The sequence below is a fragment of the Xanthomonas campestris pv. phormiicola genome (assembly GCA_025666215.1).
Classification (GTDB): domain Bacteria; phylum Pseudomonadota; class Gammaproteobacteria; order Xanthomonadales; family Xanthomonadaceae; genus Xanthomonas_A; species Xanthomonas_A campestris_A.
In genome coordinates this window covers 2,174,672-2,200,642 of the sequence record CP102593.1, presented here as the reverse complement: position 1 = coordinate 2,200,642, position 25,971 = coordinate 2,174,672, and the positions used below count along the sequence as shown (strand labels likewise).

22 protein-coding genes and 2 tRNA genes are annotated in these 25,971 nt (G+C 60.2%); 1 reads left to right on the top strand and 23 read right to left on the bottom strand.

Translation table 11 applies throughout. The annotated features are described in order from the left end of the window. Nucleotides 1-526 precede the first annotated feature (526 nt). The 20 genes from NRY95_09200 to uvrB form a co-directional block, all read right to left on the bottom strand. The gene (locus tag NRY95_09200; protein ID UYC18106.1) at nucleotides 527-2,146 is read right to left on the bottom strand and encodes an alpha-glucosidase family protein; all 1,620 of its coding nucleotides are present in this window, start codon (nucleotides 2,144-2,146) and stop codon (nucleotides 527-529) included. 176 nt (nucleotides 2,147-2,322) lie between these two features. Further along, entirely contained in the window at nucleotides 2,323-2,661 is a 339-nt protein-coding gene (locus tag NRY95_09195) for a type IV secretion system protein (protein UYC18105.1), read from the bottom strand. A gap of 167 nt (nucleotides 2,662-2,828) precedes the next feature. Beyond that, nucleotides 2,829-4,130 (bottom strand): peptidoglycan-binding protein, encoded by a 1,302-nt coding sequence (locus NRY95_09190; GenBank protein ID UYC18104.1) that lies wholly within the window; start codon nucleotides 4,128-4,130, stop codon nucleotides 2,829-2,831. A gap of 29 nt (nucleotides 4,131-4,159) precedes the next feature. Beyond that, complete coding sequence (locus NRY95_09185) at nucleotides 4,160-4,654, bottom strand: hypothetical protein (protein UYC18103.1); 495 nt, start codon at nucleotides 4,652-4,654, stop codon at nucleotides 4,160-4,162. A gap of 66 nt (nucleotides 4,655-4,720) precedes the next feature. Continuing rightward, entirely contained in the window at nucleotides 4,721-5,209 is a 489-nt protein-coding gene (locus NRY95_09180; protein UYC18102.1) for a DUF4189 domain-containing protein, read from the bottom strand. A gap of 5 nt (nucleotides 5,210-5,214) precedes the next feature. Then, nucleotides 5,215-6,303: a type IV secretion system protein gene (locus NRY95_09175; GenBank protein ID UYC18101.1), complete on the bottom strand. Its 1,089-nt coding sequence runs from the start codon at nucleotides 6,301-6,303 to the stop codon at nucleotides 5,215-5,217. Between the two features lie 84 nt (nucleotides 6,304-6,387). Next, nucleotides 6,388-7,167 carry a hypothetical protein gene (locus tag NRY95_09170; protein ID UYC18100.1) on the bottom strand — a complete coding sequence of 260 codons (780 nt, stop codon included), beginning with the start codon at nucleotides 7,165-7,167 and terminating at the stop codon, nucleotides 6,388-6,390. A 72-nt stretch (nucleotides 7,168-7,239) separates the two neighbouring features. Next, the gene (locus NRY95_09165; protein UYC18545.1) at nucleotides 7,240-9,711 is read right to left on the bottom strand and encodes a VirB4 family type IV secretion/conjugal transfer ATPase; all 2,472 of its coding nucleotides are present in this window, start codon (nucleotides 9,709-9,711) and stop codon (nucleotides 7,240-7,242) included. 171 nt (nucleotides 9,712-9,882) lie between these two features. Then, nucleotides 9,883-10,194 (bottom strand): VirB3 family type IV secretion system protein, encoded by a 312-nt coding sequence (locus NRY95_09160; protein ID UYC18099.1) that lies wholly within the window; start codon nucleotides 10,192-10,194, stop codon nucleotides 9,883-9,885. After that, on the bottom strand, nucleotides 10,187-10,582 hold the full coding sequence (locus NRY95_09155; protein UYC18098.1) for a TrbC/VirB2 family protein: 396 nt from the start codon (nucleotides 10,580-10,582) through the stop codon (nucleotides 10,187-10,189). Before NRY95_09155 ends, NRY95_09160 begins: the two co-directional genes overlap by 8 nt. Nucleotides 10,583-10,656: 74 nt before the next feature. After that, entirely contained in the window at nucleotides 10,657-11,529 is an 873-nt protein-coding gene (locus NRY95_09150; protein UYC18544.1) for a transglycosylase SLT domain-containing protein, read from the bottom strand. Between the two features lie 146 nt (nucleotides 11,530-11,675). Next, nucleotides 11,676-12,719: a P-type DNA transfer ATPase VirB11 gene (gene virB11, locus NRY95_09145; protein ID UYC18097.1), complete on the bottom strand. Its 1,044-nt coding sequence runs from the start codon at nucleotides 12,717-12,719 to the stop codon at nucleotides 11,676-11,678. Nucleotides 12,720-12,737: 18 nt separating this feature from the next. Further along, on the bottom strand, nucleotides 12,738-13,910 hold the full coding sequence (locus NRY95_09140; protein UYC18096.1) for a hypothetical protein: 1,173 nt from the start codon (nucleotides 13,908-13,910) through the stop codon (nucleotides 12,738-12,740). After that, nucleotides 13,907-14,668, bottom strand: a complete 762-nt coding sequence (locus tag NRY95_09135) for a TrbG/VirB9 family P-type conjugative transfer protein (protein UYC18095.1) — start codon at nucleotides 14,666-14,668, stop codon at nucleotides 13,907-13,909. Before NRY95_09135 ends, NRY95_09140 begins: the two co-directional genes overlap by 4 nt. After that, nucleotides 14,665-15,672 carry a VirB8/TrbF family protein gene (locus NRY95_09130; GenBank protein UYC18094.1) on the bottom strand — a complete coding sequence of 336 codons (1,008 nt, stop codon included), beginning with the start codon at nucleotides 15,670-15,672 and terminating at the stop codon, nucleotides 14,665-14,667. Before NRY95_09130 ends, NRY95_09135 begins: the two co-directional genes overlap by 4 nt. Nucleotides 15,673-15,734: 62 nt before the next feature. Further along, the gene (locus NRY95_09125; GenBank protein UYC18093.1) at nucleotides 15,735-16,166 is read right to left on the bottom strand and encodes a toxin co-regulated pilus biosynthesis Q family protein; all 432 of its coding nucleotides are present in this window, start codon (nucleotides 16,164-16,166) and stop codon (nucleotides 15,735-15,737) included. Between the two features lie 423 nt (nucleotides 16,167-16,589). Then, nucleotides 16,590-18,266 (bottom strand): type IV secretory system conjugative DNA transfer family protein, encoded by a 1,677-nt coding sequence (locus tag NRY95_09120; GenBank protein UYC18092.1) that lies wholly within the window; start codon nucleotides 18,264-18,266, stop codon nucleotides 16,590-16,592. A 35-nt stretch (nucleotides 18,267-18,301) separates the two neighbouring features. After that, entirely contained in the window at nucleotides 18,302-18,559 is a 258-nt protein-coding gene (locus NRY95_09115) for a hypothetical protein (protein ID UYC18091.1), read from the bottom strand. 168 nt (nucleotides 18,560-18,727) lie between these two features. Further along, nucleotides 18,728-18,802 (bottom strand) — tRNA-Val (locus tag NRY95_09110). A gap of 96 nt (nucleotides 18,803-18,898) precedes the next feature. After that, a complete protein-coding gene (gene uvrB / locus NRY95_09105; protein UYC18090.1) occupies nucleotides 18,899-20,920 on the bottom strand; it encodes an excinuclease ABC subunit UvrB in 2,022 nt (673 codons plus the stop codon). A 150-nt stretch (nucleotides 20,921-21,070) separates the two neighbouring features. On the opposite strand from uvrB, the gene NRY95_09100 reads away from it, so the two are divergent. Further along, a complete protein-coding gene (locus tag NRY95_09100; GenBank protein ID UYC18089.1) occupies nucleotides 21,071-21,607 on the top strand; it encodes a GspH/FimT family pseudopilin in 537 nt (178 codons plus the stop codon). A 39-nt stretch (nucleotides 21,608-21,646) separates the two neighbouring features. On the opposite strand, the gene NRY95_09095 is transcribed toward NRY95_09100, so the two are convergent. The 3 genes from NRY95_09095 to NRY95_09085 form a co-directional block, all read right to left on the bottom strand. After that, nucleotides 21,647-21,723 (bottom strand) — tRNA-Asn (locus NRY95_09095). 89 nt (nucleotides 21,724-21,812) lie between these two features. Next, nucleotides 21,813-22,232, bottom strand: a complete 420-nt coding sequence (locus NRY95_09090) for a type IV pilin protein (GenBank protein ID UYC18088.1) — start codon at nucleotides 22,230-22,232, stop codon at nucleotides 21,813-21,815. Next, on the bottom strand, nucleotides 22,232-25,963 hold the full coding sequence (locus tag NRY95_09085) for a pilus assembly protein (GenBank protein UYC18087.1): 3,732 nt from the start codon (nucleotides 25,961-25,963) through the stop codon (nucleotides 22,232-22,234). Before NRY95_09085 ends, NRY95_09090 begins: the two co-directional genes overlap by 1 nt. Between the last annotated feature and the right edge of the window lie 8 nt (nucleotides 25,964-25,971).

Genomic DNA, 25,971 nt, shown 5'->3' with positions numbered 1-25,971 from the left:
CCGACAGGGACCATGTGGCTTCAGCCAGGTGGCTGGGCGGGTAGAGCGTGCCGACCTGGCGGTATTGGCTGCGAGGCTTGGGTACGATAGTTCTGGAGAAGAAAGCTGGAAGCACCGCGCATTGCGCAGCGAGCTGGAACCGCTGAAGGCTTCGTCGGCCGACCGGAGCCGTACCTGCTGGACATCCTGGCCCACTGCCATTGGCTGCTGGACACCAACTCGGTCGAGGACATCAACAACACGATCAAGGTCATCAAAGCATGGCCTGCGGATACCGCGTTGAGGCCTGCTTATGTCTGAAGATCAGGACTGCATTGCCTGCCGCCCCCAGGGGTGGGGGCACTGCCAACGGCAGGGCTAAGCGCCATGCCTTTCAATGTCTTTGGCCAGACCCAATAAAAATCAACTGGTCACAGCTGCGGCGCGCCGGCGCAATTCGCTACGCCCTGTTGCATCCTCCAACACGATCAGCAGGAAATCAGACGGTTACAAAACCGGGGCATCAAAGACGTTGAAAGGCATGGGACTAAGCGCCGGCCAGGCACATCATTGCGTGACCTGGCAGTTGCAGACGCAATCCGCCCTCGTCGGCCTGCCCGGCGTCGATGCCCGGCACCTCCAGCGCCTGCCAGTTCCCTTCGGGTAGCGAAACTTCCACGGCCTGCGCAGAGAGATTGAACGCCAGCAGCAGCGTCTGCTGCGCATGCCGGCGCTGGAACATCAACACCGGCTCCGCGGTCTCGACGAACACGATATCGCCTTCGCGCAACGCGACATGCTGCTTGCGCCAGGCCTGGAACTGCTGAAACGCAATCAGGACCGAATGCGGATCGGCCAGCTGCGCCGCCACCGACTGCGCGCGATGCGCCGGCGCCACCGGCAACCAAGGCGTCGCGCTGCTGAAACCGGCCTGTTCGCCGCCATCCCACGGCATCGGCGTACGGCATCCGTCGCGGCCCTTGAAGCTCGGCCAGAATGCGATGCCATACGGATCCTGCAAGGCCTCGAACGGCACCTCGGCCTCACCAAGCCCCAATTCCTCGCCTTGGTAGATGCAGACCGAACCGCGCAGCGAACACAGCATCGCGGTCAGCAGGGGCGCGAACGCCGGCGTTTCCGCCCCACCGCCCCAACGCGTCACCGCACGCTGCACATCGTGGTTGGAAATCGCCCAGCACGGCCAGCCTTCGGTCATCACCACTTCCAGGCGCGACACCGTCTCGCGGATGTACGCCGCACTGAAATCGTCGGTCAGCAACTCGAAGCTGTAGCCCATGTGCAGATGCCCGGCCCGCGTGTACTCGGCGGTGGTGGCGAGCGAGTCCTCCGACGAGATCTCGCCCAGGCTCACCGTCCCGGGATAGCGATCGAGCAGACTGCGCAGCTTCCGCAGGAACGGCAGGTTCTCCGCCTGCGTATTGTTGTAGTAGTGGTACTGGAACGCATACGGATTGTCGGGACTGAAGCCACGCCCCACCCGCTTCTCAAGGGGTTTTGGCGGATTGTCCCGCAGCAAGGGATCGTGGAAGCAGAAATTGATCGCATCCAGGCGGAACCCATCCACCCCGCGCGCGAGCCAGAACGCGACATTGTCCAGCGTCGCCTGCTGCACCTCGGGATTGTGGAAGTTCAGATCCGGCTGCGACGACAAGAAGTTATGCAGATAGTACTGGCCGCGACGCGGCTCCCACTGCCAGGCGACGCCGCCGAAGATCGACATCCAGTTGTTCGGCGGCGTCCCGTCCTCTCGCGCATCCGCCCACACGTACCAATCGGCCTTGGGGTTGTCGCGGCTCCGCCGGCTTTCCTTGAACCACGCATGCTCCACCGACGTGTGGCTGAGCACCTGATCGATCATCACCTTCAAGCCCAGCGCATGCGCCTTGGCCAGCAAGCGATCGAAGTCGTCCATCGTGCCGAACAGCGGATCGACCTCGCGATAGTCGGCGATGTCGTAGCCGAAATCGGCCATCGGCGACTTGAAGAACGGCGAGATCCAGATCGCGTCCACGCCAAGCGCCGCGATGTAGTCCAGCTTCTGCACGATACCGGGTAGATCGCCGATGCCATCGCCGTTCGCATCGAGAAAACTACGCGGATAGATCTGATAGATGACGGCACCGCGCCACCATGGAGCCTGAGTCATGCAACGCCCCCCTTCGGGCAGAGATCGCGTGCGTCATGGGCACGCGGAAAGCTGCTTTAGGGTAACGTCGATGCGCGAATCGAACAGGCGCTTGCATACGTATTCAGCGCAAACGGCCCATGCCTTGGGAGATTACAAGCGGGCAACTGTGGGATCGCCACCACCTGCAGCGTCGCTCACGCGCCTTGCCAGGCGCGTGGACCTAGACGGTGTTCGTCATCGCAATCCGCACATGAACAGGTTCTTATCGGTCCCGCGTAAGTACCATCCGAGCCGCCAGTCACGGTCTTGACGATCGCGCTGCTCAGCCCGTTGGTCAGCCGCCAATACAGGCCGCTCATCAAACCGTCGCCCTCTGTCGCCCCCGGCCTGGCCGCAGACACCATGCCCATCGCCACACCGACAATCAGCGACGCACGCAGCGACGTCACCACCAATTCCATCGCCGATTGTCGCGACTGGCCGGTGGCCACCTGGTAACCCTTGAACAACACCCACAGCGTCAGCGCGCTCATCGCCGTCACCGTCACCCACCACGACATGCGGATCAATAGCGAACAGCAGGAAGAACAGGACTATACGAATCGGTGGTCGTGGATCAAGATCAGCTGCAACCGCGTCTGCGCACCTGGAGAACCAATGGCGCTCAAGGCGCCGTTGATCCGCTTATAGCGCAGAGCACCTAACGCGTCATCGCCGCTGGCGCTCTCGCTTCGCCCTGCTGCGTCTGCGACTGCCTTTGCACTTCCTCAGCCATCTGCCGCGTGCTCTCCTGCATCGGCTGCACCTGCGCCTGCTCGCGATCGACGTACACGCGATGCATCGCCGGATCGTTCAGTTCACCCTGGACAGCGATCAAGCCACGACCGTCTTTGCTCGGCAGGACATGATCGATCCGATCAAGACCGCTGACCTTGGCCTCGAACGCCATCTGCCCGGCCGCCTGCTCCAAGGCCTGGCGATTGGCGAAACCGCCGCGCTCGCCAAGCTTTTCCAGTTCGCGTACCGAACCCGAGTACAAGGCATGCTGCGGATGGCTGGGGTCGGACAGTAATGGCGCGGCGGCAGCCGAATGAGGCGTTGCGGCTTGCTGCGTCGGCGCATGCTGCGCCACTGCCTGATCCAGCGCGGCGCGGGTATTGCGGCCGACCACGCCATCCACTCCCAGGCCATGCTCGCGCTGGAACTGTTCCACGGCGTAGCGGGTGTTCGGACCGAAGTCGCCATCTGGATGCAGAGGTTTGCCATCACGGCCAGTGAGGCCCAATTGCGCTAGCTGGCCCTGCATCTGCTTGACGGCTTCGCCGTGCTCGCCTTTTTCAAGTTTGCCATCGGCCATCGGCTCGGCACGCGGGGAATGCGATGGTGCCGACAATTGTTGCGAGGGCTGGGAGTTGATCTGTCGCCAAGCATCGCTCGGCGACAGACCGCTCTCGATTCCTTTAAAATAAGACTCACGCATCGCATTTAGCGCCTGCGCTGTCTCCGCATTAGTGATGGAGGAATGATTCGCCCCACCAGCTTTGTGGTAATAGCTTTTCCCTGTATCAGGGTCAGCGATACTTGCCCACTCCTGTGATAACGCCTTTTGAGCATCATGAAGTGTTGCACCAGTTTGGCCAGTTATGTATTCCCTTATGGCAGGCCGTTTCTGCGACATAAGATAGTCGGAGAAAATTTGATCTTGTACGTCGGGCGTCATCGCCTTGGAACTTTCGATACCCAGCAAATCCACAGCATCTTTCATTGTGCCGGGTATCACCTGGTATCTACCCACCGCAAATAATCGTTGCTCATCACCTCTTGGCAGTGCCTGAGCATCCATCACCTGACCAACTGTCATTGCAGAGAAATCTATAGGACCATCACTTCCACGGACGCGTTCGCGCCCATCATCGCCGAGATAAGTACCACGATTGTAAGCGTCATATCCTGTACGCCCAGACTCGCCACGCTGGATTAGATCAGCTAACGGACTGCTCATAAAGCCTCCTTATGAATTAACACCAATCGCTATTTTACAGACTTAACTTCCCATGAAGTAACTTGAAGCCGCGAGTCCTTCCCTGTCACTAGTACATCTTCAATTTCGCCATAAGTCGCAACTGCCAGCAATTTGCCACCATCAGCGTCAGTAAACTCCATAAGGCAATATCCATCCCCACTGCATTCACTCAACTCAGGGGCCAATTCGCAAGCTTCACAGCGCTTGGGGTTGGATGAGCAAACTTTCTCAAAAGCAGCGCCGACCACCCCCTGCTTGCACGAAAGATGGGCTTTAGGAACCCAGCCATTAGTCAGGGCAAGCCTTCTTAAATCTCCGTAAGACATGCCTTTTTTAAAGCCATCAGAAACGGAGGTCGAATCTTTTTTTTCTTTGGAGACCTTTCCTGACTCATCTACGGCAACAGAAACCTTCTCTTTTGAATCAACAACTGATGATTCAACGCGAGAAGTGCATGCAGATGAGGAAAAAAATAAAAACATCAGAAGAATATTACGCAGCATGCATTCACCACATCCAAGGACTTAAGAACGATCAACAATTAAAATCAGCACCAGCTATTTCGCCGCTCAATATCTTTTAAAGAAAGGATCTGTACAGTCAGAAAATTCAACGGCACATTGCGCCCCCCCCCTTTTCTGGCAATCCGCGATTGCGGCTTTCCCGGCAGTAGGCTCATCCTTTGCCTTACCAATAGAAATTCCAATTTTACTTGATGAGCCCGCAACAGCCACACATTGATTAAAATAAGTTGAATCAACATTACAATCAGACACACCTGTGGCACGACATCTATCAACAGCGTCCTGCACCGCTTCATCCTTGGTAAATTTCCCCTTAGATGTCCATGCTCCATGCCCTTGATTAGAACTAACTAAAGCCCCCCAAGTTTTAATCCACTCTCCTGTAGGGCGCGGAGGCGCGGATCCTTCATCGTCTGGCAGACACTGCGCGCTTCCAGTCTGAGTCCCAACCGCGCATCTGGTTTGCCCACTCACGCCAAAGGAAAAAAAACACGCCGCAATAGCAATAAAAATGTAATATATATTTTTATTCATAAAAATTAACCATTATTTCCATGCACACCACGGCTTCCAGGTAGAGCAACTTGGTTCTGACCATCTGCTCCTCTATTTGTACTTCCATAGTTACTCACTACCTGGGTAGCTGCATGATCTGTAGTAGTTTGTCCTACTCTACCCGGCGCCTGCGGCGTATAAGGCTGCCCCGTTGCTGGATCCTTACCTACCTGGCCAAGCTGCGAATACGCATTGAATTGCCCCAGCGTGCCTTGGAAGAATGCCGCTGCCATAGGCGGCGCGGTGAGAATCAGTGTGCTCAACACCAACCCGACCCCTCCCTGCTGCAATGCCATCGCGCTCACACCCTCTCCTGTGCCGTTCGTTGCCGCCCACTTCGCAATGAAACCCGCCGCCACGGCGGTCGTCACTTTAGTCGCCAGGCCTACCGTGAAACTCAACACCGACAACGAGAACATCGTCCCGATCCCGTACAGCAGCCACTTCTGGAACAGCGACTTCGTGACATCGAATAGCAGACACAGGATGAACAACGGCCCAAAACCGATGAACAGCGCGATCGCCAGCTTGTTCAGCAACAGCAGCGATCCCCCCACCACGCCTGGGCCGGCAATGCCAATCCCCGTGAACATGCGCGCACGATCCTTCTCCTTATCGCGCTCCGCGTCGCCGGCGGTATTGATCTGGTCGATGATCGTCATCCCGACCTGCATCAGCGCCAGGTTCTTGTCGATCTCAGCATAGGGGCTGTCCGAGCTCCCAGTCACCGTCTTGACGATGGCCCCGCTCAAACCATCCGTCGCTTTCCAATAGAGGCTATTTTTGTCTCCGTCCGGTTTGGCCGCAGACACCATGCCCATGGCCACACCGACAATCAGCGACGAACGCAGCGCGGTCACCACCAGTTCCATCGCCGATTCCCGCGACTGGCCGGTTGCAACTTTGTACCCCTTGAACAACACCCACAGCGTCAGCGCGCTCATCGCCGTCACCGTCACCCACCACGACATGCGGATCAGCAGCGACCATTGGAAATAGTCGATCTCGTCGCGCAGGAAGTTATTGATGAGCGTGAAAAACGCATAGTTGCCAAAATTATCTAACAGATTCATGACTGCTCCATAACCCGGCACGCTCGTCGCTGAGCGTTATTCCTGCGAACCGATCCGCTTCAAACGGGACCGGCACAATGCGAACTAATCGTCAATACCCAGTCGCTCGAACCCATCGGGCTTGGACGACTTGGCTGTTTGCAACGCTCCCGCCATAACGGTGCCGCCGATCACCTTGCTCGCGATATCTCCCAGACCGGTCCAACCAGGAAACAAACCACCTCCCCCCGTACCCTCCGCCGACGGCGGTGTCTGGCCGGTCATCGCTGCCCGGGCGCCTGCCGACTGAATCTCGCTCAGGAACGCCAGGCGCTTTTCGTAGGCGAACATGGCTGACTCGGTCTGCTGGCGGTCGATGTCCATCAATGTCTTCAGGGCGATCAGCTTGTTGGTATTGTCTTCGAGTTTGCCGATCTCTTCAGGCTTGATGTTCTGGCGCTCCTTCTCGATCGCGCGCAGGCGCTCCAGTCGCTTAGCCGTGATGTCGTACATCGCCACCATGTAGTTGTACTGCGAGTTGCGCGTGCGCTGGATAAGTTCGCAGGTCTTCTGCTGCTCGGTTGATACAGACGTGCCCGATGTCGTGCTCGCACAGGTGGAAACGCCTTCGTTGTCCTCCCTCTTCACAAGCTTTTCCTTCGGCTTTTCGACTTCTTCGCCGCTCGCGTTGTCTTTGTCTTTAGCGCCAACGAGGTTCGCCTTGCGGATTTCGTCAAGCTTGTCCTTCAGCTTGTCCGTATTCTTTTCATTTTCTTCGATCTGCTTATTGTCGATCACCTCCCACTGCGCAAGCGCAGTAACGGGCGCCAGCGCGCCCAGCGCGACTACGGCAACGATGATGCGGAACCGATTGAAAGATTTCATAGCCCTGTCCATAAATAACTCAACACTGAACTTGTAGAAATACACAGCCATTCACGACCGATGCGCGCGCAGTCAGGCAACTGCCGCAGCGCCCCGATTATCGGAAGACGACGATTTCGCGGATGCCGATTTTCCGGAACCCTTGCGCTTGGCATAAAACTCGCTCAGCCACTGCTCGGGCGTCAGATCATCGGGCGCCACGCCATGCTCCTTTGCTTTTCGCTCGAGCACCTGATGCATGATTTCGATGTTGTCGGTGGACGCCGAGATGACGGCCAGCGCATCGTCCATGCCGCGCAGATTGAGCTGGCACACCGACGAGCCGTGGCCCTGCTTGACCAGGAAGCAGCGCGAGCGCTCGTCGAGGTTGACCACCACCTGATACTCGGCTTCCGTGAGCTTGAGACCTTCCATGTAGTCTTCCTTGCTCGCGTTGGGGTTGGGCAACAGGATCATGGTGGCGGTCTGCTCGACCAACGCCGCCGAGATATCGCTGGCCAGCGCGTCTTCCGGACTCTGCGTGGCGAAGATGCCGAGGCCGTTCTGCTTACGGATGGTCTTCTGCTTGTTCTTGGCGAATTCCTTGAGGCCGCCCTTGCCGTCCAGGATCTTCCAGAACTCGTCCATCACGTAGATCAGCGGGCGTCCGTCGATCAAGGCCTCGAGCCGGTGCAGCAGATAGTTGATGACCGGCACCCGCACTTCCGGGTTGTCGATGACGTCGGTGTAGTCGAAGCCGATGATGCTGGCCTTTTCCAGGTCGATGGTGTCGACTGGATTGTCGAACACCCAGCCGTGCGAGTTGCCCGCGGTCCACTTGCGCATGCGCGCATACAGGCCGTCGTCGCCCATGTTGGGCAGGCTCTTGCGGAAGTTGGTCATGCTGCGCAAGTGCATCGGCGTATCCAGCATGCCTTCGACGCCGCGGAAGATGTCCTCTTCCTCGCGCGAGGTGTACTCGAGCTTGCCGGCCAGGACCTTGATCAGGTCGGCCAGGAACTGCACGTTGGCCTCGCTGCGCTCGCACTGGAACGGATTGAAACCGGTAGGGCGGCCGTTTTCCAGGGCCAGATAGTTGCCGCCGCAGGCGCGCACGAAGATCTCCGCGCCACGATCCTTGTCGAAAAAGAAGATGGTCGGGATCGGATCGAATTTCTGCACCTGGCTGAGCAGGAAATTGATCAACGCGGTCTTACCGGTACCGGACTTGCCGATCACCATGGTGTTGGCGATGGCCTTTTCGCCCAGCGAATTCTCCGCCGGATGCGTGGCATGGAAATTGAAATAGTAAGGCTGGCCGTTGGTCGTCTGCAGCGTGGTGACGCACTCGCCCCAGGGATTGTTGTCGCGCTTGCCCTGGGCGAAGTTGTGCAACGGGGACAGGCCAAGGAAATTCAGCGAACTGACGTTGGCCAGGCGCGTGCGGTACTTCCAGTTGCCCGGAAGCTGCGCATAGAAGGACGACGCGATGGCCAGGTCTTCCTTGGTGGAGACGAACCCGGCATTGGACAGCTCCGCGCGGGTGGTCGCGATCTGTTGCGATAGCTTCTCCTGGGTGTCGGCGTAGACGGCGATGGTGAAGTGGTATTCGCCCAACACGAAGTTGCCGGACGACAGCTGATCCATCGCCAGGTCCAGTTCGTGGATCTGGCTCACGGCCTTGTCGCCCGACGAGATCATCATGCCCTTGGTCCGGTCCAGCACTTTCAGCGCATCGTGGCGCCCCATCGGGCTGAAGGAATGGGTCACTACATACTCGAAATCTAGATACTTCAGACCATTCAGGATGCCGGGATAGGTTCCGTCGGTGTATTCCTTGATGTTCAGGATGGCGCCGAAGTGATTGACGCCTTCGGGCGTCTTGATCACGTAGTCGCCGGTCTTGTTGGCGAACATGTGCTTGCTGACCGGCAGGTATGCGGGGACCGGCGCCTGCAGCACAGGTACCGGCTCGTCGATGCGGTTGATGAGGAAGCCGAAGAATTCGAGCGCCTCGGAGAACACGATGCCATTGCTGGCTTCGTACATGCTCAGCCGGTAGGGCGAATAGTCCTTCAACACGGCCTCGACGTTGCCGGCCAACTCCATGAGCTTGGTGATCGCCTGGTCCTGCTCGTTTTGCAGCTGGGGGATATTGGACGACTTGTCCATCAGCCGCTTTCCCGTCACTACGGGGCGATAGATCATGGTCAGATACAACTCGTTCTGCATGATCTTCTGCGACGAAAGCGTGCCGTAGTACTCGTCCGACAGCGCCTGGTTGAAAGCCTGGCGGAACTTGCCGGTGGACTTGATGCGGCGGCGGCGGCGAATGTCGTGCACCCAGAAGGCCAGGTTGGCGAAGTCCGGCGCGCGCAGTGTCTGCAGCATGCGGTTGAACGTGTTGTGGCGGTGTTCGATCTCCCACTCCTCGCGACCGACGAACGGCAGTCCCCCCAGATGCCAGGTCAACATGAAGTCTCCCCCCGTCGTCTTGAGCACCGAAGGCGCTACATGCGTGGAGATGGAGATGAACTCGCTGATCGACGTATCTGGAATGAACATGGCGGGATGACTCTGAATGCATTTCGTCTTGCTAAGGCCCGACTCGGCTGAGGCGGGAACAGTCGAACAATTGCAGGTGTACGCACACACCGATGGCCGTGGTGCGGAAACCGAACAACCCCATGCACGAAACCGTTCGTGCATGGGGTCGAGGCACACTGCCAAGTCGGGTTACGGCTTGGTGCCTGGAACATTTCTCCTGTACTCATTGGGAGAAAATACCCACATGCCGGAGTAGCGCTGCAGGTTGCGCACGCGCATCCTGAGCATCCATCGCAACCCAAGCATCCTGAATATCATCTCGTCGCGCTTGGTCATCTGCTGCATGACGAAGACGATCACCGGAATGAGCAGCAGCAGCCACATATTGGAATAGATACCCATCAGGAAGCCGCCGCCCGCGCCGATGAAGAACGGGATGTAAGGCACCCCGAAAAACATCGCGGGCCGGGTGCAACCGCGGAAAAGCACGTTCTTATGCATAGTGCAGGACGTGCTGGATCATCTGAATCGCTGCGGTGGCCTTGCACTCCGTCTGACCGGTATCGCCGATCAGCATCTTGGCCAACTGACCAGCCGCGCCGATCAGCACGCCACCCAGCAGCACAGGCGCCACTTCGGAAACGCGCTTGTGCGCGAACGCGATCTGGTAGCCGGCGAAGACGACCGCAATCGTCACTACCACCACCGACGCCATGTTCAGGATGTTGTTGGTCTTGCCAAGGAAGTTACAAACCTTGGTGTCGGCGCCGGCATATTCCTGCGCCATCGCAAAGCTGGACGCCAGCAAGGCCACGGTGAATACCGCCGCCTGCAAAGCCGCCGTACCGATGACCTTGGCGTTCGACTTCAACTGATTGTTCTTGAACATAGTAAGTATCTCCTTCACTGGAAAACAGGGGGGTGATCAAAAAGCCATTTGCATGGCCGCGCTACTGCATCTGGCTAGAATACGAAGGCCCCGTCGCCTGACGTCGGCGGCGGCGTATTTGTGCCAGGAACGGCCGCTCCCGCCACGGCCCGAGGCGGGTGTGCGGCAACGTGCGAAGCTGGGGGCGCTCCGCCACCTGCAGGAACCGCCACTCCTTTGCCGGCGCCTGTAGGTCGTATTACATAGAGATCGGGATCTGCAGCTGTCACCGGTGCCGACGCGACCGCCATTGCGCCAGCCGTCTGCTGCGCCGGCGCCGCGACGGCAGCCTGGGGGGGCATCGATGGCTGGCTCTGCGCGGCGAGCCCGCTGGCGAGTTGATCGGCCGCCGCGTCGATGCGCCGCGACACGATCGAATCGACTTCGCGCACCGCTGCAGCCTTCACCGAGTCGGTGACCACGCGGCGCGTGCCCCCCGCCGGGATCACCGGGATCGCGCCAGCGGTGGAGACGGCGAGCGCCCTGCCCTGATTGATCGACGCGTAGACCTTCTGCACGTAACCGTGCCGGTACCCGGTCTCGAAGTTGCCGGAGTAGTAGCAACTGAACGACTTGCCCCAGTTGCCGCCGGAGCGGCTGTAGCACTCGGCCAGGATCCTGGAGGCCGCCTGCAGGTTCGGGCAGGTCTTGAAGGCCTTCTCGTAGGAATCGAGCCCGTACTTCACCAGGTTGTAGCGGTTGACCTGGCCCAGGCCAAGCGAGAAGTTGTAGCCCTTCTCTTCGAGCATGCGCGCGGTGGCAACGGCCTCGGAGATGTTCTGCGGCTGCCGCACCAGGCGACCGCCGACCACACCGATCGCAAAAGGATTGTGCGACGACTCGACGCGCACGACGTGCTGCATCACTTCGGCAGGAACCGCCATTTCGGGACAACTCAATAGTTCCATGCCTGGCAACATGCCGCGCTTACTCCTGTGTCCATCGACCATGCCGGCGAATGGCTGGCAAGTCGCAGATGACGCAAACAATCGTGTTCGAAGGAAAAATCAAAGTCAATACGACGAGGTATGGAAACTCACCTTAATGAACATATTCATTGCCCCCCATGGAGCGTGCGCTCCGGATCGAAATCGATGCCGGTGATATAGCGACGGCCGGCATGCGACTTGATATGCACCACGATGTCGATGGTCATCATCAGCAGACGCTTGATGACAGAGAACTCAAGACCCGAACCTTCGGACGAAGCCTTCACCATCAACGCCAACTGATCCCAGGTCTGGCCGATGCTGCCAGCGTGGCAGCTGGTGATGGAGCCGGGATGACCAGAGGCGCAGTTACGGATGAAGTAGAACGATTCGTCGCCGCGCAGCTCGGCCAGGATGATGCGATCGGGCTTCATGCGCAGGCAAGCCTCCATGCAGCTCTTTGCCGTCACGTTACTCGTGCTTTGTCCGCCTTTCGAATAGAGCAAATGCACGGAATTGGGTTGGCTGATGAAGAGCTCCCTGGCATCCTCGATCGTGACCAAACGTTCCTCGTTGGGAATATGGTTCACCAACGACTTCATGAACGTGGTCTTGCCGCTACCGGTGGCGCCGGCAACGACGACGTTCTTCTTGAACAGTACGGCCTTCTTGAAGAACTCGGCGTAGTTCCGTTCGCGCCGGAGCTCGAGCAACTCGCGATCCTGATCGCTGACGCCCGCTTTCTGCTCCAGGATCTCCTCGAAGAATCCGTCCTCCTTGTACTGCTCCAGCGTCTTGGTGTGCTTGGACGGCAAACGGATCGTGATCGACACCTTGCCGGCGTCGCAGGCGGGCGGAATCACGAACTGCGCGCGCTGCCCGGTCGGGAAGGTCAGCGACACCACAGGATCGGTATCGGTGATGCGCTGGCCGGTATTGCTTTCGTTGACCACGGCAGTGCAGAACTGGCGGGCTCGATCGAACGTCAACGACGGGATTTCCATCTTCTGCCAGCCGCGCAGCGTCTCCAGATACAACTCGCCGGGACGGTTGATGCAGATTTCCGTCACTTCCGGCGAATTCAGGTAATCCAGGATACCCAGCACCGAGTACTGGTAATCCAGGAAGTCCGTGGAAATCTGCGCGGTGGGAGAGTCGTCGAGGGTCACGATGCTGTCTCTACGCGGTCAATGGGGCAACACGGCGGTGAAATCGACGTCTTTCGCCACATAGACATTGACTATGGTGCCTTGATTGATGGTCACGGTGGCAGGGCGGCGGCGCTCCAGCGCCTGCTCCGACAAGCGCTGGATGGCTTGCGCCGTGTTGCTCTCGAACGGCTGCTCGGTCACAACGCCCGAGTTGATGCCCACCGTGGTCGTAGAGGGACCGTTCTTGGCCGCGGCCCATTTGAATGCATCGCTGAGCATGCTGATCATCAATGCCGAGGAAATCCGGCTCGCCCAATGCGCGCTGTACTGACCAGGGTGACCAGCGCTGCCAAGGTTGTCGATACCTGGCCCCATTAGCGTCACGTCGATGCCGGTCGGCGTGGTGATACGGTCCCAGACGACCTGCATCCGCGGGCCGGTCGGTTCCAACGAACCGTACTGACCGAGGATCTTCGAGCCCTTCGGCAACAGCAAGCGCCTGCCGTTGATGGAGTAGACCGGCTCGGTGATGATGCAGGAGGTGAAACCCGGGAAATCAGTGATGATCCGCGTTTCGAGGACGCAGCGAATGTAGGTGCCGCGCACCAGCAGGCCATCTGGATTTGCGATGGGCTTAGCGGAGGTCTCCTGCTCCTGTGGCGCGCCCTGCTGCTGGCCCGCCAACATGCCACCCAACCCCTGCTGCCCTCCGCCGGCAGGCTCCTGCATTCCCGCCATGCGCCGCTCAAGCAGCGACGGGCCACGGTCCTGACGCTCTGGTGCCGCCTGCATCTCATTGTCGGTCGGCATCGGCGGCAAGGGCGGCAGGCTCGGCTGCTGCTCAAGCGCCACCGGTTCGGCTGGCTGTGTCGGCAACGGCGCAGCCGTCTGCGGCAACGCAGGCGCGACGACCGCCTCCTGCTTCGGCTTCGGCGGCGGCTCGCTGGGTCCGCTACTGCTTACCAGCCAGAAGATCGCCAGGATCAGCAGCAACGCAATGCCGGCCAGGAAGAGAAGCGCCTTCCTGTTGAGCTTTTGAACGTCGCTGGAGCGCAGCACCGGCTCGTTGGCATCGAGATCAGGCTCGGCAGCTTGGCGCTGGCGAGCGAAATAGGGATTTTCCGTGCCCGCGTCGCCTGCTTGCGCAGATCGCGACTGCCCCTGATCGCGGCCGTTATTTTCTTCAGACGGAGGTATGTTCGAGTTCACTTTTGCTTATTCCTACGCAAGCCGACAACATTCTTGCCGTGGCGGACAACCAGGAAAGGATAGGTCCCATGCACGATCAGCGTATTGCCCTCGACCGTGGTATTGACCAGGAAGTCCTCGTCATTTTCCTTCTCGCGACCGAACACGGCCGGGAAATTACCCGTCGGAAAGCGTGTCAGATCCATCTTGATATAGGTGAACTTGCCATCGTCGTAGACGCTGCTTGGCACCATCCATGTCTGCTTCGAGCGCGTCGAATAGTCATAGTCAAAATAATAATGGCGATCCTTGGAAAGACGGGTATCGAGCTGGGACTCGTCCTTCACCTCCTCGCTGGCCGCCGCGAAGCTGGTGTCCTTGGGATAGGTAAAGGTCACCTTGTATTGCACGCCGGCCTGCTTCGCCTGCTCCAGCCGCTGCCAATCGGTGGCGACCACTTTCAATTCCAGGATATAGGAATGGGTGGCCGTCCGAATCATCATGTTGGTGTCGACGTCGACGTTCTTCGGCTTCAGGTAGAAGACGTTTTCGCGCCGGCTCAATTCCCAGCCACTGGTAAAACCAGTGCTATAGTCGAGAATCTTTTCGTTCGGGCTCAGCTCGACCTGCGTCGTAATTCCAAGGCCGGTCCGCACCTGATAGATCTTGTCGGGTTCGTACTCGTACTGCTGAACCACCTGCGCCGAGGCAAGCGGCGCGAACAAGGCCAATGCCAGCGTCGCGGCACACGCCGATCCGGTTTTCGTCATGAAACTCATCGAACGTTCGCTCCATTGCCATTGTTCTGAGGTGCAGCGTTGGGCAGCGGTGGCGCGGTAGCGGGCTGCGTCCCTGGATAGACAGGCGCAGCCGCAGGTGCCTGCTGCATGGGCATTGCCCCATTGGTCCCGGGCGCCGCCGGCTGCGTCATCGGCTGGCCTGGCACAATCGGTTGGCCCGGCACTTGCTGCGCGGGCACCTGCCCGGGCGCCGCTTGCTGGACGGTCGCGGCAGCTGGCATCTGCTGGATCGCGCCAGGCGGTGGCGCAGGAATCGCCGCATAGTCGTTGTCGACGCGGTAATCGGTGACCTGGAAACCCAGTGGATTCTGTACGCGGAGATCGTCCTTCATGACAAGGTCGCCGTTATAGCGGAAGCCCATGATCGCGAACTTGTTGTCCAGCAGCGTAGTCTGCCCAGTTTTCTTATCGTAGATGCTGCGCTGGAAGCGGACATTCGCGCCGTCATAAGGCTTGGCACCGCCGCCCAGCAGGCTGATGCTCAGGATATTCACCCGGATGGAGCGGATCTTGCCATAGACGAAGTAAGGTGCCGAAGGATTGGTCGGCGCATGCAAGGCCTGGTACTCGGCGCCTACCGCAGTGTCTGACGGCGCCATCGAGAACACCGTGCTCCAATCGTTGAGACTCATCATCTCGTAGTCGTAGGACTCGCGGGCGGTGATGAAACGGGCCACGTTGCTTCGGGCCAGGGCTTCGCTCGCGGTAATGCTGCGGACATCGCCGGGATTTTTCAGGACCGAGACCGTCGAGGTTCCCGTATACGCGTCGGCCATCACGATGTACGGCACCTTCTCCTTCAACGGCAGCATGTAGTAATAGCCGCCGCCCAGCAGCAGGCACATGATGATCGCGCCGAACGCGACCCACCACGCACGGCGCTCGCTGCGCCGGGCCAGATCAGCGATGCTGATTTCGTAGTTGACAGCCTTTGCAACCGCTTTGTTGACGCTTTCGCTCTCAACTGGTTTTTTACCGAACATCAGACTTCACCAGGTTACGTAATGTGGCTGCGCAGGCGCACGGATGGCCTGCGGAAGTAACGTCACTTCGTGCTGCCGTTGCCGGCCGGTGCGGACGCGCCCCCGCTCAGCGAGGAAGCCGGCTGCACGAGAATGCGGTTGCCTGCGGCGGACACAGTGACCCCTTCCTGCGCATAGACCACGCTGAGCTCGGCGACCGCCTGCTGGATGCTGGTGGTGTTGATCTTGGCTACCGGCGCATAGAGCGTGTAGTCGGACTGGATGCTGTAGGTCAGCTCCATGTTCGAGTCCTTGGCCCAGCGCTCGAGCATCGTCTTCAGAGTGCCGTCCATGGGCACCGCCTGGTACACGTACGAGGAGTACAGCGGGATCTCCATCGTCGACTCGGAGAACCGGTTGACCGGCTTCCACCTGCCGCGGAAATCAGGCGCCGGCCTGGTGGCACAGGCGCTCAGCAGCGCAACGGCGCTCAGAGTGGCGATCAGCCGAAACATATGCGTTCTTTTCACGCGAGCCTCTAAATTGCGGAAACGTTTTTTGATGGACGGCCGGCAAACGGCCGACGGTCTGAGAACTGCAGGTTTCGCCACAGGGACGGCACGGCGCGATGCACAGTCGGCGCAAGAGCCTGATGACAGAGTCGGGGATCGCGTAGATCCGGCGCACGCACGCGCTCCTGCAGACGAAGGACGTCCGAGGACAGGCTTTCAGCGCCGAGAAAAACGGAATTTGACAGAAAACTTTCCATGTCACCCTCGCGTGCGTCCTGGGAACCCACGCCCCTGTTCCTATTGCCAATTGCCCCGCACCAGCATCGCGAGAATGTGCCGCAGGGCCATGCTCACGTCAAGCATTTGGCAAAAAAGCGTTCAATTCGACCGAATTGCCAAAACTTTTGCACAATACATCACACTAAGTCACAAAGAAAGCGTCGGTACATTGACCTTCGGCTTCAGCCTCGCGGTGAAGTAGCGGTCCTTGTAGTACTTGATCTTGTCGCACTTCACCGGATGCGGGATGCCCTCGTACAGGAACACCTCGTGATCGTTCCCCATCGCCTTCAGTTCCTGCGGCAGCATCAGCGCCCTCCTCTCTTCCGACACGCTGCGGGTCACGTCCTTGCCGCGCGTCACGTTCTGCTTGCGGAAGGTGGTGTAGCCGAGCATCTCCGAGTAGTCATTTGCATCCTGCTGCTCGCGCGGAGCATAGAGGATCTGCAGTGCATGGTTCGTGATGATGGTGCGCGACACGTCCTTGCCGTAGGTCGCGTCCAGCTGCGCCATGCTCTGGATGATCGGCAGAAGACGGACATTGTAGCCAGCCATGTATGACACCGCCGAGGCGATGATGTCGACCTTGCCGATCGCGGTGAACTCGTCCATCAGCAGCAGGCATTGGTACTTCAACGCCGGGTTGCTCTTGGGCAGTTCCTTGGTGTTGAGGTTGATGATCTGGCTGAAGAACAGGTTGATGATCAGGCGGCTCTCGGCCAGCTTGTTGGGCTGGATGCCGATGTAGATGGTCATCTTCTTCTTGCGCAGGTCGGTCAGCAGGAAATCGTTGTCGCTGGTGGCCGCGTCGAGCACCGGGTTGATCCAGGCGTTGAGCGGTTCCTTCAACGTTCCCAGGATCGAGGCGAAGGTCTCCTCGGCCTGCGACAGCATGTTGGAGAACGCCGACTTGGCGTTGCTGCTGAGGAAGCGCCGTTCCGACAGCGACTTCAGGTATTTCTTCAGGTCGCTGCCGTCGCCCGAGGACAGACGGTAGATCGCCCCCAGCGTCGGGGTGCCCAGGCCGCCCGGGAAACCGATGTTGCGCTCGTCGTCCCAGTTCTCGAACAGGTACAGCGCGAACGCCATGAACGCGTTGCGCGCCTGGCTGACCCAGAATTTCTGGTCGTCCGATCCATCCGGATACAGCATCGCGGCGATGCTCATCAGATCCGAGACGCGGAACGCCGGGTCGTCGGACACGTAGCTGAGCGGATTCCAGCGATGGGTGCGCCGGTCTTCGGCGAACGGGTTGAACAGGAACACCTCCTGTCCCTGGCTGGCGCGCCAGCCGCTGGTGAGATCGAAGTTTTCCTGCTTGATGTCCAGGACCACCACCGATTCCTGGTATTCGAGCAGGTTCGGGATCACCACGCCGACGCCCTTGCCCGAACGGGTGGGCGCGGCCAGGATGACGAACTGCTGCCCGCTCAGGCGCACCAGCTTGCCGCGGAACTTGCCCACCACGATGCCGTTGCCGCTGCGCTTGAACAGGCCGTGCTTGGCCAGATCGCCGGCACCGGCAAAACGGGCGTCGCCATGCAAGGCCTGCTTGCGCGGCTTGAACATCAGCACCAGCGTCAGCAGGCACAGCAACCCGGGCAGACCGAAGCCCAGGTAGCCGGCCCACTTGATCTTGCCGACGTAGGGCGCGACCTGTGGCAAGCCGATGGCGTGCACGTAGTCGTAATAGGTACTCAGCCCGATCGGCTGCGTGGGCAGCTTGAGAAAAACTCGCAGCACCATGTAACCGGACAGGAAGTAGCCGGCAACGGCAGTGAGTGCGACGACGACCACAGCCGCAACGATCTTACGATTCGACAAGCCCCTATCCTCCCTGATGCACCTTGGCGGCTATTCTAGCTGCGGCGCCTGGTACTCGGCTTGCTCTTCGACGGCTTTTTTTCGGCGCTGACGCCGCCGCCGTCCTGCTCGACCAGGGTATCCATCCAGACCCGCGCCTCGTCCCAGGACATGTCGTGCGAGTCCAGCCGCGCGCCACCCTCGGTAGTCACCGTATAGCCCACCACGTTGCCGGGGCTGTATTCCGGTTCGCGCGTCAACGCCACCAGCTGATAGCGTCCTTTGACTTGAATCGTATGATGATATTCCATCATGCGTACGGCCTCCTCGCCTGATCGTCGGCCTGGATGCTAAAGCAAGCCGGGCGCCAGAGCCACCCGTCGCCGCTGAGCGACCGCCCTGCTCCGCTCCGGACGACAGGCAACAAAAAAGCCGGCGGGCGCCGGCTTGTTGTGTTCCACGAATGCACCGTGTGCATGTCGTGGTGGGCGGTACAGGGTTCGAACCTGTGACCCCTACCATGTCAAGGTAGTGCTCTACCGCTGAGCTAACCGCCCATCGCTGCTGCGGACATACCGCTGCAGGGGCGCGAATCTTAGCCCACCTTGCGGCCAAGAACAATAGCCGCGAGGACGAGGCCAGCCGCCGCGCGGCTAGCTGACCAGGCTGGCGTCGCGCAGCTTCTTGATCTGGTCGCGCACCCGCGCCGCGTCCTCGAACTCCAGGTCGCGCGCGTGCTGGTACATCTTCTGTTCCAGCGCCTTGAGCCGGGACGCGACCTCCGCGGGCTCCAGCATGCGGTAGTCGGCCGGCTCCTCCGCCACCCGGCGGCCCTTGCCCTTGCCGGACCTGGCCTCGACCGCGCCATCGGCGCGCGCGCCCTCCAGGATGTCGACGATCGGCCGCGCCACCGACTTCGGGGTGATGCCGTGCTCGAGGTTGTACTCCACCTGCTTCTCGCGGCGGCGGCCGGTCTCGTCGATCGCCGCCTGCATCGAGCGGGTCATCCGGTCCGCGTACAGGATCGCCTTGCCGCGCAGGTTGCGCGCGGCGCGGCCGATGGTCTGGATCAGCGAACCGGTGGAACGCAGGAAGCCCTCCTTGTCCGCATCCAGGATCGCCACCAGCGACACCTCGGGCATGTCCAGGCCCTCGCGCAGCAGGTTGATCCCGACCAGCACGTCGAACTTGCCCAGGCGCAGGTCGCGGATGATCTCCACGCGCTCGACCGTGTCGATGTCCGAGTGCAGGTAGCGCACCTTGACCCCGTGTTCGCTCAGGTATTCGGTGAGGTTCTCGGACATGCGCTTGGTCAGCGTGGTGACCAGCACGCGATCGCCCAACGCCACGCGCAGCCCGATCTCCGACAGCAGGTCGTCGACCTGGGTGCCGACCGGGCGGATCTCCACCTCCGGATCGATCAGCCCGGTCGGGCGCACCACCAGCTCGGTGATCTCGCCGGCCGACTCGCGCAGCTCGTACGGGCCCGGCGTGGCCGACACGTAGATGCTGCGCGGCGAACGCGCCTCCCATTCCTCGAAGCGCAGCGGCCGGTTGTCCAACGCCGACGGCAGGCGGAACCCGAACTCCACCAGCGTCTCCTTGCGCGAGCGGTCGCCCTTGTACATCGCGCCGATCTGCGGGACGGTGACGTGCGACTCGTCGACGACCAGCAGCGCATCGGCCGGCAGGTAGTCGAACAGGGTCGGCGGCGGCTCGCCCGGCGCCTTGCCGGTGAGGTGCCGCGAGTAGTTCTCGATGCCGTTGCAGTAGCCGACCTCGGCCATCATCTCCAGGTCGAACTGGGTGCGCTGCGCCAGCCGCTGCGCCTCGACCAGCTTGTTCTGCGCATACAGCTGCTCCAGCCGCTCCTTCAGCTCGATCTTGATCGTGTCCACGGCGCTGAGCGTGCGCTCGCGGGTGGTGGCGTAGTGGGTCTTCGGATAGACCGTGTAACGCTGCAGCTTGCGCAGGGTCTCGCCGGTCAGCGGATCGAACAGGGTCAGCTGCTCGACGTCGCCGTCGAACAGCTCGATGCGCAGCGCCTCGCTGTCCGACTCGGCGGGAAACACGTCGATGACTTCGCCGCGCACGCGGAACGTGCCGCGGTGCAGCTCGTATTCGTTGCGGGTGTACTGCAGGTCGGTCAGGTGCTTGATCAGCTGGCGCTGCTCGATGTGCTCGCCGATCGACAGGATCAGGCGCAGCGACAGGTAGTCCTCCGGCGCGCCCAGGCCGTAGATCGCCGACACCGTGGCCACCACCAGCGCGTCGCGGCGCGACAGCAGCGTCTTGGTCGCGGCCAGGCGCATCTGCTCGATGTGCTCGTTGATCGAACTGTCCTTCTCGATGAAGGTGTCCGACGACGGCACATAAGCCTCGGGCTGGTAGTAGTCGTAGTAGCTGACGAAGTACTCGACCGCGTTGTTCGGGAAGAACGCCTTGAACTCGCCGTACAGCTGCGCCGCCAGGGTCTTGTTCGGCGCCATCACCAGGGTCGGCTTCTGGATCGCCTGGACCACGTTGGCGATGGTGTAGGTCTTGCCCGAACCGGTCACCCCGAGCAGGGTCTGCTTGGCCAGGCCGGCCTCGAAGCCGGCCACCAGCTTCTCGATCGCCTGCGGCTGGTCGCCGGCCGGCGAGTATGGCGATACGAGTTGGAAACGGTCGGACATAGACGGGCCTCGAGGTGAATTTGGGTAGAGCGAGCCTCGGCTGACGCACCGCCGGGAGGATTCCTTACATGGGAACGGTGAACCCTCTCATTCAAGCCCCCATGTCAGGGGATCGAGACTGACAGCCCTCCCCATCGAAGGATGGCTTCCATGAGGAAATCCAGCGCTCAAGGCTACACATTGCTGCAGTTGGCAGTCGTGATGGCGACGATCTGCGTACTGACCGCGATCGGCATACCGGCCTTCCAGGACCTCGTCATGCGCCAGCGCCTGGCCGTCACCAGCTATCGGCTCAGTTCCCAACTCGCCCTGGCGCGCAGCAGCGCCATCAGCTCCGGCGTGCCGGTCAGCGTATGCCCATCCAGTGGCGGCGGGAAATGCCGCGAGGACAATGACTGGAGCCACGGCTGGATGGTCTACCGCGACCTGGACCGCCAGTCGCAACCGACCGACCCCGACAGCATTCTCGGCCAGGAAACCGCACCGGCGGCGGCCTCCATGACCGTCATTTCGAACAGTGGCAGGCGCGCCGTTCGCTTTCTTCCGGATGGCCGCAGCGCGGGCAGCAACCTCAGCATCAGGATCTGCGGGAAGGGACGCCTGCTGGCAGAGGTGGTCGTGAACAACGCCGGCCGGCCCCGCTTGGCCAAGGCGGCCACAAGTCAGGCCTGCCCACCGAAAAGCTGAAAAAGCAAAGGCCGCGATCGCTCGCGGCCTTTGCAAATTTGGCGCCCGAAGTTGGACTCGAACCAACGACCCCCTGATTAACAGTCAAGTGCTCTAACCGGCTGAGCTATTCGGGCGGGGAGGCGCATTGTATAGAGGCCTCGGGAGCATGGCAAGAGGGTTCCCCAAGCTCATCTTCCACGCCAGCACAAGGCTGGCAACCGGATCACCAGCATTCAGTCTCGAGCGCACCGGTCGACGTCGTCCGCGCGCCCTTCTGGTCCAGCCCGAGGGTGCCGCATTTGGTGTCTTTCGCCAACTGCCTTCCTTTCGGAGTCGCGGTGAGCTTGAAAGCGCTTGCGCTTGGCGTGCCTTCGAAACCGAGGGTATAGAACTGCGACAGGTCCGCATCGCATGTAGGCGCGGTTGCACCGACGTAGGTCATGTTGGTCGTATAGAAACGCTCCAGCAACTGCGCCCCCTGCTGCAGGCAGACAGCAGCGGCGGAACGCCGCGATTTCACGACATAGGACTCGTAGCTGGCGAACGCAATGGCCGCCAGGATGCCCACGATCAGCACCACGATCATGATCTCGATGAGGGTGAAGCCGCGCTGCCGCGAGGGGGGGGCGAGAAGTGAGCGCATCAATCGTTCCTCAGGAGTTCACGCCAGGACACGCGCTTCATGCTGAGCGCGCTGCTATTGGTGCCGATCCCGATCGTGCTGGCGTTGTCCAGACCGATCTGCATCTGATTGCCGATGAAGATCGGGCTGTTCGGGCTGCTGTCCAGCCCGATGCCGGACGCAGGCTTGCCATTCAAGGTGTCTCCGGTGCTGGAGCCGCCGCTGCCGTCCAGGTCGAAGAACGACTGCGGCATGCGCCCACCTGTAAACGGATTGATCGCCATCACGAAGCCCTTGCCACTGGGACTGCAGACATCGCCCGAATCTGGTATCCGCGTAGTGCCGATCAACGCGGTCCCCTGGAAGAAATTCGAGACCACCATGCGCTCGCCCTCTGCCGTTCCGGAGGGGGGTACCAAGTCCATGTACCATCCATCCACGCCGGGACTCGGCTGATCTTCGATCACGCGCACGGTATACCCGTTCACGACGCCCTGCTGCTCGATATCCACCTTGTTCAACGTGGAGCGATCCGAAGCGATCGCGTCACCGCGGTCGATCAAGCCATACCAAGTCTGCACGTCCTTGTTGGAAAGATCTCCATCGGACAGGTACTTGCCGGTACCGAAGAACACCCAGGTCAAACCCGTCGATGGATCCTTCGCCGCGGTGGGCGCGGCCGTGATCGGCTGGGTCTTGGCCCCGTACTGCGCAGTGAACAAGCGCGTCGCCGTACCGGACGCGCCGGTCATGTCGAAACGCCACAGGTTGCCTTTCAAATCGCCGGCATAGATACGATCGACGATGTAATCGTTGTTCGAGGACCAGGCCAGCACCGAGGACAGGCCATTGTCGCCTGTAGCGCTGGTCGAGATGCTGCTGGAGACGCCGCTCAGAAGGTTGACCAACACCAAATCGGCCGAATCTCCGCTGCTGTTGGGGCCATTGCCGACCATTGCATACCACTGACCATTGCCAAGCTGCCCGATGATCGGCTTGCCCAGATTGTTCCCCAGCGTAGCAAGGTCGGTAGAGGTCTTGTCCCACAACAAGGAAATGTTGTCGGGATCGGTGACGTCCAACGCAAACATGCCCTTGCCGCCACGTCCCATGGTTCCAACCAGAATGGACCGCCAGCTCGCAGACGCCGTATCGTAGATGTCGGAAACGGTAAGTTCTCCATCCACGTAGTAGCGATGCTCATAGTCGGGACTGGTGTAGTTAAGCAGCCCGGTCATCGCCGCCTTCGGTACGAAAGCGAACTTTTCTGCGCCGGAGCTGGCGTTGAAACCGTGCAACATGCCGTCATTGGCGCCCACATAGATCATCGGCGTACGCGTCGCCTTGGCAGCGGCGAATGACGCGTAGGCGCTGGCACCCGAAAAGGTGGCGGTGGTGTAAAGCCTTGCATTCGGCGAGCCCACATAGACCGGTTGCGAATTGACGATGTCGCCCATCAGCCCGGTACGTGTGCGCAGAGTACCGCCGCTGGATTTTTCGTTCGTGCGATCGCCACGCAGGTAATCAATCTGCTGCTGTGTAGCGGAGGACAGCGGCGTACCGGTCAGATTGCCATAGGCAAAATTCGTGAGCGTAGTGGCATCGCTGGCGAACTTGATGATTCGCGTGTTCCATGCCGGAAACTGGCCACTGGCGCTCCATGCCTGGGTAAGCGCACCTGTGGTCTGATTGACATCGTACGCAACCAGATCGCCACGCCAGGTGCCGCTGTAGAAGACGGACTGGTAAGTACGAGCACCCGACTCGAGCTTGGTGGTGTTGCTGGCCAACGACGCGGCGGAACCCTTCATTTCCTCAAGGATGCGCTCGAATGCCTTGCGCAAGCTAGCCACCATCTTTGCCGCATCGGCAGCGATGTAGTAGTTGTCCGGCTGCTTATAGGACGTATCGTTTTTGACATAAGACGTGCCGTTCCACCACGTGGAATCCGGCAAGGCATCTACATTGGTGTCCGGATCATACCCTTCCGGCACCTGGAAACCACCGTATTTCGCCGTCAGCCAATACTGGTTGGTGCTGGGTGACTTGTAGTCGCCGTATTCCACCACGTCCACCCAATGGGTAGAGAGCGTCTGCTTGCCGGCAAACCCATCGCTGGCAGTATCAGGGCGCATGTCCTTGGTGTGCGCGTCGTAGGCAAGCGCCGCGATGTAGGCCGAATTGCCGTTGCCATTGAACGAACTCGCCGACGCCTTGCTCGCGGCATTGGCTGCCGTCTGTCCTTCCTTGCGCCAGATCTGGGTCATCCGGTTGATGACGCTTACCGACTTGTCGCTGGTCACCTCGGCTGGCTGGGTCGGCTCGCCGCCCAGATTGCCGGTGTTGCCGGGAAGGTTCTTGTCGTAATGCGTATTGGTGTCGCCGATGCCGAGAATGACGTTGACTTGGCATCGGTAGGAGATCGGGTCGTTCCAATTGGTGATCACCGGAAATCCGTCGGCCTGCTGGTACTTGACCAGCGAGGTGCCGCTGAGCGCGGAATAGGACGCGATATTTCCCTGATGCTTGAAGTAGCGGATCGCCGCGTAATAGAGCTCGCTCACGTCATCATAGGACTTGACATTCTTGCCCGTATTGAGCTGGCCGAATTTGTTCAGATAGTTGATGACGCCGCTATTGGCGATGGGATCGCCGCTGCCGATGACGGCAGTGGTCGCGGCGGCATCGGCGGCATCGGGATTCTGATAAATGATCCCCGTCTGCGGATCCCATTCGCGCGCCGTATTGGCGAGCTTGCCCTGGTCTGGGTTGTAGCTATAGGGTCCGACGAACTTCTGCTGGGCGCGCAAGATGCCGGTATCGGCGCCCGTACCTTGCTGGATGTCGACATTCTTGTAGCCGAAAATGCTGTAACGAATCCGCGTCGAATACTCCTGAATCAAGCCTTCCGGTTTGTATCCTCCATTCGGATAGGCGACGCAGTTGTCTTCCAAGAAGCCGGCAACGCACACCTTGACGCGAACCGAAACTTCAAAGGTCAGCGTGGTATCCAAAACGCACCCCTTGTTGTTCTTGGCGGTACAAGCGGTCCCGTCCGAATTGAGATAGCTGCCATTTAAGCTATGAACGGAAGGGTCGTACGCCACTACCGCATCTTTCGTGGTTCCATAGCCGAAGCGCATCTTGTTGCCGAGTCCATCGATACGCATGTTCAGGTTCTGCCACGTCGCCGACATGCCGCCTTTGATCAGCGTTGCATTGTTGGTGATCACGCGCCGCGGGAAATTCTGGGTGCTGGCCCGATCCGCCACCGCCTTCTCGAGGATCGTTTGGGTCTCCGTGTCGCTTACGCGATAGCCGCCGGTCAAGGCCGAACGGAACGGATCGATGGTCTGGGTCGCCGCCCAGTTGAGGAAATTGCCCGACCAGGCGCCCTGCGTCCCGGCGCAGGAATAATTCGTCGGACTGCTGCCGAGACTGCTGACCGGGTAGAAATAGCGATCTGTCTCGGTGGTGCTGTAGTGGTACTTGTAGCACTTTTTCGAATCGAAGTAACCGACGAACGGGGAGGTCGCCGAATACGTGTCCGACAGATTCGCCTTGCTGATGACGGTGGGAAACTCGACCGAGGGCACGATCGCAAGATTTCCCGGGACCGTGCTGCCCACGTACAGCGGCGACTGCGATACGTCGACTTCCGCGCCCGCGCCACCGATGGTCCCGATCAGGAGACCTGCCGCCACGGCGAGGAACGAGTCCCTGCGCGTCGCCTTGTTTGCTCGACTGGTCATGGTGGAAG